At 63.3% G+C, this 12938-nt stretch carries 5 protein-coding genes; 3 read left to right on the forward strand and 2 right to left on the reverse strand.

The features are described 5' to 3' along the window. The first annotated feature begins 45 nt into the window (after positions 1–45). The 3 genes from C1N91_RS01745 to C1N91_RS01755 are packed head-to-tail and all read left to right on the forward strand — an operon-like array spanning position 46 to position 9453. On the forward strand, positions 46–2817 hold the full coding sequence (locus tag C1N91_RS01745; protein ID WP_137766345.1) for a hypothetical protein: 2772 nt from the start codon (positions 46–48) through the stop codon (positions 2815–2817). Continuing rightward, on the forward strand, positions 2817–3866 hold the full coding sequence (locus C1N91_RS01750; protein WP_137766346.1) for a hypothetical protein: 1050 nt from the start codon (positions 2817–2819) through the stop codon (positions 3864–3866). Before C1N91_RS01745 ends, C1N91_RS01750 begins: the two co-directional genes overlap by 1 nt. After that, positions 3853–9453 (forward strand): DEAD/DEAH box helicase, encoded by a 5601-nt coding sequence (locus C1N91_RS01755; RefSeq protein ID WP_137766347.1) that lies wholly within the window; start codon positions 3853–3855, stop codon positions 9451–9453. Before C1N91_RS01750 ends, C1N91_RS01755 begins: the two co-directional genes overlap by 14 nt. 40 nt (positions 9454–9493) lie before the next feature. On the opposite strand, the gene C1N91_RS01760 is transcribed toward C1N91_RS01755, so the two are convergent. Together C1N91_RS01760 and C1N91_RS01765 are read right to left on the reverse strand one after the other, a co-directional pair. Beyond that, positions 9494–11443 (reverse strand): Druantia anti-phage system protein DruA, encoded by a 1950-nt coding sequence (locus tag C1N91_RS01760; protein WP_137766348.1) that lies wholly within the window; start codon positions 11441–11443, stop codon positions 9494–9496. After that, entirely contained in the window at positions 11440–12888 is a 1449-nt protein-coding gene (locus C1N91_RS01765) for an ATP-binding protein (protein WP_137766349.1), read from the reverse strand. The genes C1N91_RS01760 and C1N91_RS01765 overlap by 4 nt, the downstream gene beginning before the upstream one ends. Positions 12889–12938: the final 50 nt, after the last annotated feature.

Below are 12938 nucleotides of genomic sequence, written 5' to 3' on the forward strand. Positions count from 1 at the left end.
GAACTCCGTCGTGACTCATCCGGGGGATTCGTGGATACACTGGAAGTGTTCCATGCCAAGTTGTCAGAACATTTCGAGGCACTGGCGGCGTCTCGTGAGAAGCTTCAGTATGCCGCCCCGGTATTCGCGCTCGAGCACGGTCTCTCGAACATCGAGCGCGACGAAATCGCCGTTGCTGTTCGCACCGCTACCGCACACGGACTGACCGCGCGGGAGCGGACAGCCTATTGGCTGCCGTTTGTGGTGTACGCCGCCGAATCTGGGTACGCGTACGAGGGCTCTGAGTACTGGCGCACATTTGGGAAGATGACCCCGGGGTGGACCGATGATGACCATGACTGGGTGTCGATCTGGTTCCGACGCTTCGCAAAGCAGTTCGCGGGTGCTGTTCCCTCCGGCGCTTTCGCCGACGCATTCCGAATCATCTCGTGGCCCATCACCCATTCCGTCCTTCCGGTGTACCTACAGCGGCAGCTCGTAGAGCTGCTGTTCCTATGTCGGGCAGAACTGACGCCTAGACTCCTGAACGACCCCGCTGAACTTGGCGCGCATCTCGCCGTGCGATCTGTGAAGTACTCCGAACGGTTCCGTATCTTCTGCCAGAACGGCGCTCTTGTTGGGCAAGTGAGTTCCGCTCTACTCACCGACAGCGGCGGTGAGTCGCCGTACCTGCTCTCAAGCACGCTCGACCGCATCGTTCAAAGCCTCAATCAGGAGCAAGACTCGCGCGCGTGGTTGCTTTCAGCGCGGGATGCCGTCGCTGTAGCGACTCGGCGACCATCTAGCGAGCAGCTCAACGTCCGACCGACCAGGCCTACTGTGCACCCCCTACGAATGTTCCTGCGGCGCTCTCCGGACTGGCATCTGCACGTCGAGTTGCCAACACTCACGAACTTCGCCGATGCGGTGCCTGGGCTGACCGAGGTTCTCCGAACGTCTCGGGCTCGTGTGAACGGCACGGCAAAGCCGGTGCCCCCAACGCGGCTCCTGCATCACGGACAGACGCTGCGGCTCGACTCCCTGCCCATTCTTGATCAGCCCTTCATCCGACTGGACAAGGCGGACGAGGCGATGAACGATGCGCTCGCCGAGAAGTATCCGGTGAGCGCCGGGCCAAACCGCATCTTCAAGTTGCAAGGTGAGGAAATCGCGTTCGAGATTCGTAGCAGGACGCTTCGAGCCGGCGGCAAGTACATACTTCTCGAACCTGCAGGTCGCAGGCCGAACCTTCCTTGGATCGTGCCGGCGAGAAGCGGTGTACACGGCGCAGTGGCCTATCGCATGGAGGTTCCGACACGGGTGGAGGACGCAGACCGTGTCGCGCTTGAGCAGTACGGACTGCTCCTTCGTACGCACGTCCAGGTGCGCCCGGTCGGTCTGAACGCGATCGGATGGGACGGGGAGTCGGAAGCAACATGGCTCGTCGGTGAACTGGCGCTTATCGGAGTGCGGGCAGACCTCGTACCCGACGCATGCGTGATCAGCGTGGGAGCAGAGGTCGAGCGGATCTCCTGGCCAGTTGGGGAGTCTGAGATCGTCCTCCGCCTGGTGGACTTGCCGGTGGGAGTGCACCAGTTGAGCGTTCGCCTCGAGGGCACAGCAGAAGGTTCGGCACTCGAGGCCGCTATGACTGCAGTGATCATCTCGACGTCCGCTGGGCAGGACGGGCGAGGAATTCGGATGCTCGCCGCGCCCGCCAACTCGAAGCTGCAGGACCTCTGGAACGGGCTGGCGAGCATCACAATCGATGGTCCCGCAGATGTAACCGCAACGCTGACCGTCGCGTTCGTCGCGGCAGACGGGACCTCCCTGGCTAGCTATCAGCAAAATGTTGTCTTGCCCGTCGACGAAAAGCATTGGAAGAGGATCGCTCGGGCGGTGCGTGAGGACAAACGTCTCGGCTCGGCGTACGACGACGCGGAGGCCGGCATCGTCTCGATCAGTCGCCAGAGCGTCGGGTTCGCTTCCATTCGATGCGAACGTGGCTTCGAGCCCCTGCGTTGGCGGCTCCTTCGCGGACACCGTGATGCCGCAATAACCGCGCAGGTCATCGATCAAACCGATGCGGGTGGTGTCGAGGTGACGATCTACGACGCCGATGAACCCGTCGCACCGCGGCGCACCCATGAGACCACCGTTGTGGTCCCTCCGCGCGGTGCTCTCGCCGTCGCGTCTGTCGGCACGATATCGACGTCGATGGTGCTGCCTGGCGACCCGAACAGTGCGCTGCAACGCCGCCCTCCACACCCTCGATTCCCGGCACGTGAACGAAGCGTGCAGGGTCTCACGCGGCTCATCGATGCAGACCGTCGTTGGGCGGACGCGGCGCTGCCCGGTGATCTCTTCGCAGCGTACGTCCAACACCGGGTGCGAGTCGCCATCGCCTCGGAAGTCGCATGCACGATAGGCCGAGGTCGGTGGGCCTCATTGGAACGCAAAGTCGGGTATTCGGACGCCGGCGAACTCCTCGACGATTTGGCAGGAGCGGTCGGAAGCGCGCCGCTTTACCAGCAACTGACCAACACCATTTCGAAGAGCCTGTACCGTTGGGATAGTCCGGGTGCAGTGCTGGAAGGCTTTGCCAGCGCCGCGAAGCGTGCGCTGAGCCGGGCGGGCCTTGAGGGACGCCCTTCCGCCGCGCGATACCTCCTGACCCTGGCCGGGCGCCCGGCGCTGACAGCGTCCTTCGACCGTGGGGACGCGATCGCCATCCTCAATGCCCTCCTCGACAGGCCGGAGCTATTCCACGCGGCGAGATATACCGTTCTGGCGACCCGCGCAATGGCGGAACCCACGATCATCGACGACGGATTCTAATGAACATTGAAACGCTTGACCGCCCGGCCGCCGTTGCCGTCACCGCATCCGCCCTCGGCCTCCCCTTGGAGACCGCTGCAAACGCCCCCGAATTCATCGCGGCGGCGCTTCGCCGCACCGCATCGTTCACGTGCCCGGCCAGTCCCGGACGTTTGATCGACGCCGTCCTCGGAGCGCTGCAGCCGCTCCACCCGGCGCTGGAACGGCAGATCATCGCCGACGTGCTCGAAGCGCTGATCAGCGGCGGCGATCTGGTCGAACTAACCCCGAATGCAGACCGCCGCACCCGGATGCTCTACCTTGGGCCACCTACGTCCGTGGCTCGAAGACCGGGCGAGTATCTTCTCGCCGGCGTTCACCCCTCCGGCGCCGTGGTCCGCGGACCCTTCACCGTCACTGCAACCGGCACCCGGAGAATTGCAATTACAGCGAAGGGCGACGAGGTTCCGGGTTTTCGCGTAGTCGACGCGGAACGCTGGGTCTCGCGTCCCGCGGCTCAAGCCGCCCGAGACTTCGTTCGTGAGTACGCCGAGCGACTCTCATTGGCCCCTCGCGGTGGCGACAACGTCCCGTCAGAAATCCTCGATCCAACCCGCCCAATCCGCTATTACCGGGGCCGGTGGCGTCCCCCGCACCCCGGGGATACGGGCATGTTTGTCGCTCGTCGCCCTCGAACCTACGGGGCCGACCTGTGGTGTCTCGTTGACCTGCGAGCGGGAACAGTGAACCGTGTGCTCCCCCTGCCGGCCCTCGATGCAGCAGTGGCCGCCCATGACGAGGCATGGCGTTTGCAAGCCGCGATTGACGCGACGCACGGCGCCCCTCAGATCGTTCGGGTCACGGAGGCTGCTGGGACATCACGGCTGGACTTTTTTGCGCCCCTACCCGGCTTCGCTGCCCGCTATATCAACCTTATGACGGATGCCGCTCCACGAGCTCGCGGGGCGCTGCTATCCGCGTCCACCGAGACCGACATGGTGGCTACCATAATAAGCTTTTTGCAGGAGACACTTTGGATGCGGAAGGGACACGCGAATGACAAAGAATGACCCGTTGACAATCGCCGAGACAGTCGCTGAGATCCAGGAAGCACTTCGGGAATACATCGAAGCCGCGTATCACGTAGGAAACCCCAACGTCATTGCGCAGCGACGGACCCTGCTGGAGACGGAAGGTGTGCTCTATCGAAACCCGTATATTGAAAGCACGCCGCGGTACCAAGCTGGAAAGAGATTCGACGATCTCCGTCTCTCTGCGGGCGCGCGAACACTGTTTAGAGCCCTTGGGCAGGGTGCAAACGGGGTGGTTCCGCTCCTTCACGACCCGCTTTACACGCATCAGGCAGACGCGTTGGAATGGGCGGGCACGGATGGTTCGAGTCTGGCTGTCACCACCGGTACCGGTTCCGGGAAAACAGAGTCCTTCCTGTTGCCGATGCTTGCGAAATTCGCCGATGAGGCGCAGGCTCGTCCGATCTCGTTCCGGCAACCAGCCGTGCGTGCTCTGGTGCTTTACCCTATGAACGCGCTCGTTAACGACCAGCTCGGACGGCTTCGGTTGCTCCTTGGAGACCCACGTGTCACCACGCAGTTCGACGCTTGGGCTGGGAGGCCCGCCCGTTTCGCACGTTACACCAGCCGCACGCTCTACCCCGGCGTTCGTACCGTCAGCAAGGACAAGATTCGTCTGAAAGCGATCGAAGACTTCTACCTCCTCATCGAAGAGCGGGCCGCCGATAGGACTGCATCTGGTCACGAAGCTGCGGCAAAGCTGATGGAGCACCTTCAAGGTCGCGGAAAATGGCCGGCGAAGCCCGACCTCCGTGCCTGGTACGGCGAGAAGGGTTCTCACTGGCAGAATGCTGATAGTGAGTTCATCCGAGCCATTCTGCAAGATCATGACCCTGAACTGTTGACACGGCATGAGGTGCTGCAGAGCCCACCCGATGCTCTGATTACCAATTACTCGATGCTCGAGTACATGCTAATGCGTCCGTTAGAACGGCCGATATTCGACCAAACGGCCGCGTGGCTCGCGGCGAACCCAGACGAGAAGTTCCTCCTCATCGTCGACGAGGCACACCTATACCGAGGCGCCGCAGGTGCGGAGGTCGGCCTCCTGCTACGGCGCCTGCGGACGCGGCTCGGGATCGCAGCTGACCGCTTCCAGGTCATCACCACGAGTGCAAGTTTCACGTCCGCAGCGTCAGCGGTTGAATTCGCGGCCGAGTTGACGGGTAAAGCCGCGTCATCCTTCCGACCCGTTACGAGCGCCCTGCGTACCAGCGATGGAGATGCGCCAGGCACAACGAGAGACGCTGAGGTTCTCGCCGCGGTACCCCTGCAGCGGTACTACGACGCGGAACGGGACGCAGATCGTGTTGAAGCACTTCAACCGCTCCTGGCGTATCGGGGCGTTGCGGCGGCCGGGGACGACAGCGCTCTGCTGTTGCACAGTGCGCTCGAAGGATGGGGGCCGATGAGCCGGCTGATCAACGAGACTATGCGGCAGGCGCAAGCCGTCGAGGAACTGGGGAAGGTCGTGTTCCCCGACGCGGAGACGCTCATAGCGGACCAAGCCGTCACTGCTTTGGTCGCTCTCGGCAGTGCCGCGAAGCGCGCTGCGGAAGATCCGGGGCTGCTGCCTTGCCGGGTGCACGCCTTCTTCCGTGGGCTTCCGGGTCTCTGGGCCTGCGTTGATGCTGACTGCTCAGCGAGGCCAGGAGATAGTGATGGCGATAGTCCAATTGGGAAACTCTACGCGCAGCCCCGCAGCACCTGCGACTGTGGGGCTCGGGTATTCGAGTACTACACATGCCGCCACTGTGGTGTCTCCTACGCGCGCGCCTACACCAACAACGTTCTGGATCCTACGTACCTCTGGAACGAGCCCGGCATGGCATTCCAGTCAACTGGAAGCGTCGCGAACGAACTTGAGCCGCTGGACATGCTTCTGGAAACGCCTGGGATCCCCGGTGACAAGTATGAAGTTGTTGAGCTGAACCTTGTCACGGGAGCGCTGCACCCGGACGGCGAACCCGACCGTTGTCGAACGGTGTACATCACCGCGCAACGGGCCGGTGAGGTGCAGGTCGACGATGATGACGATGCAACGGTTGTGCACGCAGACGGCCGATTCACACCGTGCGGTTCGTGCGGCGGACTGTTTTTCGGCAGCACGCCCGTCCAAGATCATCAGACAAAGGGGGATCAGCCGTTCCAGGCGCTCATCAGCCGCCAGCTCGAGGTGCAGCCGCCAAGCGCTCCATCGTCGGACTTTGCACCCCTGCGTGGGCGAAAAGTCTTGGTGTTCTCTGACAGCAGGCAGGTCGCCGCGCGTCTTGCGCCAACGTTGCAGAACTACTCCATGCAGGACTCCCTGCGGCCCGTGATGATGTACGGCTGGGCTCGGCTCGCCGAGAAGCCGCTCAGCGCAAACGCCCTGACCCTTGACCGGTTGTACAGCGCTGTCCTCGTCGGCGCGAACGAACTGCGGGTTCGCCTCCGTCCGGAACTGCGGGGAGGGGAGTCTACGCCGCCGATGAACGACGTGCGTCGACGCATCGCGGACGGTGCGCTCCAGGATGACGCGGCAGCCCTGATGGAACTGCTGAACGTGCCGACCAAACCACCACAGTCCCTGCTGCAGGCAATGTACACAACAATCACCGACCCGAACCGTGGGCTTGCAGCGCTCGGATTGGCGTCGTTGCGGGAATTGCCACGCGAGACCACCGGACTCGCCCAGGCTTTGCCAAACATCGACGGTGTCGCAGAGGACACAGAGACTAAAATTGCGCTTGTTCGGTTGTGGCTGAATCACTGGTTGAGTCGCAGTGGCGTGTGGTTCACCGCGATGAACGACGATTGGTGGAACATGCCCCGAAAGGTGCAGGCCCACCGCGGAGCGTTCCAGAAGATCGAGCAGTGGCTGCCCCACACAGCGAGCCGGCGGCGGTTCAAGACCGAATGGCTGCCCGTTCTCCTGGCCCACTTCTGCGAGCCAATGGCGCCGAACCTTTACCGATTGCGTGCGACGGAAGTGACGCTCGAGACTGGTGGGCTCTGGGGGTATTGCGACCGGTGTCGGTTCACGCAGCGTGCTTTCCCGGGCCGCAGGGTGTGCGTCAGTTGTGGACAGAGCGCCGTTCGTGTGATCGACCCCGACACAGATGCAGTGTTCACCGCTCGCAAGGGGTACTACCGAGCCAGTGCCGGGCAAGCGTTGCGGTTGGAGCCCTCCGTGCCGATGAGCATCGTCGCCGCAGAGCACACCGCGCAGCTCAACAGTACGAAGCAGGACGACGCATTCTCCCGGGCGGAGCAGTACGAGTTACTGTTCCAGGACATCGAGGTCGACCTTCCTGGCGTTGGTCAGGGGCGTACCGCAATCGACGTCCTCTCCTGCACGACGACGATGGAGGTGGGAATTGACATCGGCAATCTCTCCGGGGTGGCGCTGCGGAACATGCCGCCGTCTCGGGCCAACTATCAGCAGCGCGCCGGCCGCGCCGGGCGGCGGGGCAACGCGGTTGCGACGGTACTCGCCTTTGGTAGTGCTGACAGCCATGACGATCACTTCTTCCGCGAACCCATATCGATGATCCGCGGCGTCGTGGAAGATCCGACGCTCACCCTTGACAACGAACAGATCGCCCGCAGGCACGTCACTGCGTATCTGCTGCAACGCTATAACCAGGACGTCCTCCCTGACGCCGATGCCAGCGCGCACCGCTCACTCTTTGAGGTGCTAGGAACGGTGCGGGACTTCCTCACCGAGTTCGCGCAGATGAGCCGGACCGGTCTTGAGCAGTGGCTCCGCGACCATGAGCTGGAACTCGTTCAAGCGGTCGATGAGTGGCTACCGGCGCAACTCAGCGCGGAGCACCGAGCGGAAATCCTCGACGGGCTCGTGGACGACACGCTAAAGGCGATTGACGGCGCGCTCAGCTCGGGCGCGTTGCCCATGGCGACGGACGCCGAGAATAACAACAAGCCGCTCGCTGCCAGCGGAATGGGTGACGGCCGGTCGGTAGCCGACATGAACGACGAGGAGGACGCAGAGGAGGAGTTGGGCGAGGAACCTTCCGAGCGGGGCACTCAGATGAACCTCCTGAACCGACTCATCGATAAGGGCGTGTTGCCTCGATACGCGTTCCCCACTGACGTCGTCGCGTTCCACGTTTTTGATGCTGTTCAGTCCTCGCCATTCAACGTGCAGACGCTTTACGAGCCGACGCAGGGACTTCCAGTCGCCTTGACTCAATATGCGCCCGGGAAGACAGTCTGGGTGGATAACAAGAAGTGGACGTCCGGCGCCCTGTATCCACGTCGGGATCTCTCGAAGGCGTGGGAGGACAAGCAGCTGTACCTGGAGTGTTCAGTCTGCCATTACGCCAAGCATGTCGGCCAAGCCGAAGCGGTGCGTGGGGAAGCGCAGGACTGTCCCGCCTGCGATGGTGAGGGAACTTTCGGCGCCGCGATGAACTGGATCCGGCCTCCAGGCTTCGCTCATCCGGTCGGTCAGGATCCCGAGACAAGTGATGGATCTGCGCCTCAGAAGAGTTACGCCACTCGGGCCAAACTACTGACCAATGGACCGCACGATCAAACGAAGTGGAAGCAACTCACCCCACAGCTGACCCATGTCTTCCAACGCAGCACACTGTTGGTCAGCAACACCGGTCCGCAGGGGAAGGGATACTCCTGCTGTATTGCCTGCGGTCTGATTGAACCGTCCGCGAACGCCACCGGTGCAACCGCGGCCCCGCATCCGAAGCCGTACCCCGACTCGCGGGACCAGCAATGTCCGGGCGGGTTCGGAACTCGGAACATGGTGCTCGGCACTGATTTCGAATCTGACGTGCTCCTCATTCGCCTGCGTGTTGAGAGTCCGATGACCCTTCGGCCGAACCTGCTACCGACACAAGTAGCTCTGCGGACCGTTGCAGAGGCAATCACGATCGCGGCGACCGCGCGCCTCGGGATCGATCAGTCCGAACTGCAAGCTGAGCACCGACCGGCGCTGACCGCCCGCGGCTCCGACGGGCTCGAGGCGGAAATCTATCTCTACGACACGTTGCCGGGTGGAGCTGGGTTCACGAGAGCAGTTCACGACCAGGGGATCGCGGTGTTCCAGGATGCGTTGAAACTGCTTCAGGAGTGCCCCGAGAACTGCGAGACATCCTGCTACCGGTGCTTGCGAAGCTTCAGGAACCGCTTCGAACACGCTTCGCTGGATCGGCATCTCGGTGCGACGTTGCTGCGGTGGGCGCTGGAGCGCGAGCAACCGGAACTGAGTGCCGAACGGGTGGAACTCGCGATCCGACGGCTCCTCGCTGACCTGCGAAGCCGCGGGCTGGATGACATCGAATTCATCGGCCATGGGACGGTCGACGTGCCAGGCGTTGGGACGGTGGATGCGCCCATTCTTGCCCGAGGTGCGCGCGGACCGGACCGGATCTTCTACGTACAGCGCCCGCTGACCGCCGATGGACCGCCAACGCCGCAGCTTGAGGAGGTTCGCAAGGTCGGAACATTTGCAGCCGACCCAATCGACGAGATGACGGTCAGTCGGAACCTCCCAGTAGCGTCGCAACGGATACTCACCGCCCTAGGGGTGCCCCGCGTGGTCTGAGAACATCGGGCCGCTCCGGCTGGACGCCGGGGCGGCCCCGTCATCGCTCTGATAGTTCCTCCGGCGGGGGATTTGGAACCCGAGCTCCATGCTGAATGGGGAAAGTGGTTTTGTGCTGTCGTACCTGCTCGAGAATCTCGGGCCGGGCAGCGCGTCGCAATGCCCACCGTTCGAACCACCAGTCGACCACCTGCTGGGTGCTCGTCTGCCTGCTGTCGAAGAGGTAGTCCGGCTCGGAGTCGATGCCGAGCGAGTAGTCGCGGACGTTCCGAACCAAAGGAACCCCGAACAGGATCCGCTCCCGGCCGTGCTTGAGCAGATCTTCCGAGGACCAGCCCAATGCATTCAGGCCCAGCCGCACCTTCCGCAGCCGCGGGCTGACGCCCTCACCGAACATGCTGTTCACTCTCACTAGTGAGCCGGCGTGTTCAGAGAGACGGACGAGTGCTGCGATAGTCACGTCAGAGAAGTGGGATGACCCGAACGAGCGTGAACGGCCCAGAGGGTAGTAGCCCAGCCGCTCACCCTCTCTGCCGCCCATGACTTCAGCTGGCCAGAAGAGGCGGTTGTACTGACTCGCCCCTGACCCGTACAGCGACGTCGTCCCGATGAAGGAAAGCCTTGACTCGCGGCGGATCGGGCGACCCGCGATCGCGGACGCGATCTCGCTCGCTCGGTCGTAACGTCGGGCGTACGCGCTGGCGACGAACGGTGACGCGGCGAGAGCGCCAACGAGCTTCCCAGCGGCCAGCGCGTTATACGGGGCGACTGCGCCGCAGACGGTGAGGTCAGCAATCACCGTTCCTACTCGTTCACCGCGCGCCCGACGAACGACCCGACCGACGTGCTTCCGCATCTCCCGGTCGTTGAGCGCGGCGGAGAGGCCCGCGCCCGTGGGAACGTCGCCAAGGGTGGCGCCGAGGAGACGTTGCGCATCGAGGGTGTCGGCAAGTGCCTTCGCGCGCTTCGACCGGAAGAGTGGCGTTTCCGCACGGTTCACCCAGTAATCGTCGGAGTGTGCGCTGCGATCTCGGATCAGACGGCCGCGGTGGTGCTTCGCCCGATGACGGTCAGCGTCTTCGCGCAGACGCGTGATCGCTTCAGCGTCAGGGGAGACAAGGTCGGGAGGACTGAGGACGCCCTCCCGGAGCAGGTCGGCCAGGTAGATGTCTCCGCGTTGCGCTCGAATTCGGGAAGCGACCCATTGGGCGGCGCGGTCACTGGGCTCGTTGGCCAACTGGTCGAGGACTTGTGCTGTGCTCCAACCAATCCAATTGTCCCGGCCAGCGATCTGCACAATTGGACTGGACAGCGCTGCAAGGCCTATCACGGCGTGGTGCTCGGTTGCCGCGTCGCGAATCAGCAATCCCATCGACCTTCCGGGTACCGTCTGATAGGCGTTTGACCAGGTGTGCCGGAAATACCGCCAGATGTCCTGTAGTCCGAACCCCGTGAATGAATCGACGGCTTCCGCATCAACAACCTGGACATACGGTTTGATGGGTGCCGACGTCTCGAGTCCGCGCTCGAGCGCGGCTGCGAGTTCCTCGCCGTCGCGCATGAGATTGAAAACCGACACCATCCGGCCGTTGTATTCGTGTGGGGATTCCATGCCCCGCACGAAGCGCCGAACACTGGGTTCTCGCAGCTGCGCATCGCGGCGCAAATGTTCTTGCCGCCGAACGCGCAGCTTCTCGGTTTCCCTATCACTATCGGGGTCCGGCGGGCGGACGGCGACGCCGCCGTCGGCGCGGTGCACCACCCAGCCTTGGTCGACGAGGTCAATCAGGATGTGGGCCGCCGCAGCGAGGTACGGCTTGTCGTGAACGTCGTTGATGCCTGCGGCCGCGAACTCCTCGTCGTGGTCCAGGGACGTGTCTTCATCGAACCGGACCGCTGCAAGGTTTTCGGTGACCCGGCTGAAACTCTCACGCTCCTCGGCGGACGCTTGCGTCGGAAGGTCTACAGCAACGGTCGAGGAGGAGTTCAAGAGTGCCGCAGCATTCGTCCGAAGGTGCGGCTCCACCGCGTGACAAATTCCCCAGTCGACGTCCCGTCGGCTTCGAAGTGCGCGAGCGTGCGTCCGAGGGAGAGCAGCATCAGTTCAAACGAAGTGCGTACGCCTCCTCCGGTCGAGACCTCGACCGACTGGAGCGGAGCGTACAGGGCCGCGAAAGCGGGATGGTCCACGTTCAGCGTCAGGTCCAATCTCTGGTTGGAAAGTTCGGTCCGGAGCATCGATTCTATCGGAAGCGGTTCGGCGCATATACGGTACGTCAGTGGGGATCCGACGTGGTTTCGGATAGCCGGAAGGTCTCCGTCGGCGGCGGCAGCGACAGTGCAGGCCCGCTCGGTTGCTGCCCGGAACTTCACCTCTTCGAAGGCGCGTCGCACCCGTCCATTGAGGAGCCGTGCCGTCGCTTCGACGTACGGCTCGAGCGTGTCGATGAGAGCGCGCGTTGGCCGTACGCCCTGTTTGGTGTTGGTGATGCCGAATGCGTCATCAAGGGTCGGGGGGAACTGGATCTCGCACCGCCACCAGTCGTCGTAGTTCTCCTTTCGCTTGCTGCCCGTGAACATCCACCCATCCGCGACTTCCCGCCCGGCTCGCAGGACAGAGATGCCACCGCCGCCGATGATGCCGACCCGGCGTTTTGTCGCCTGGTCCAGGCCTGCCCACGCCTCAACGGGAAGGAGGGAGAACCTAACGATGACCTCGCTAGTTCCACCTACGTCATCCGGGATGGCAAAGCGCATCGGCGGGAAGGGCGGGCTTGCGCTGACACCGTTGAGTTCCGTCTCCAGCAGCAACGGGTCGGCAGGGGGCACAGCCTTACCGTTTACAGTGATCGACGTGCCACCGCGTAACGGTTCCCGATAGAGGCGACCGAGTCGGCGGATCACAGCGCGCTGCAGCCAGCCGAGCCGCCGGTACTCCACCCGATCGCAGTTGACCCATTCGACTACCGTGCCGTGTGCATCCGAAGCTGGGGAGACCTCGATCGGCGTGAAGTTCGGCGCGACTCCTGAGACGATGGCGGCGGCGTCGAGCGTGACGGCTCGTCGTACCTCGCCCCGGCGGGCGGAGGTGACCCGCACCCTGTTGCTCTGACTCAGACTCGCGGCTGGAAGGCCCATACCAAACCGGCCAAACGATGCCCGGCTGCCGAACCGCGACGACCCGCCGAACCGGAGGCACTGGCGAAGTTCCGGCGCCGTCATCCCATGTCCGTCGTCCGTGACGGTGACGATCGGACAGACACTCGGATCGTCCCGGCGGATATCGATGTCCACGTGTCGCGCGTTGGCCTCGAGCGCGTTGTCGACCAGTTCCGCGAGAGCTGTGGACAACGACAGATAGCCTGCGTCGCGGACCGCGCGGATGAAGTTTTCTGACACGACAAGGTCGTCGGACGGGTGTTCGAACGCGCTCATTCGGTTCTCCAGAGGCAGAAGGTGACTCGTTGAGAGTAGCTGCTCCGCGT

Source organism: Curtobacterium sp. SGAir0471, from assembly GCF_005490985.1.
Taxonomy (GTDB): Bacteria; Actinomycetota; Actinomycetes; order Actinomycetales; family Microbacteriaceae; genus Curtobacterium.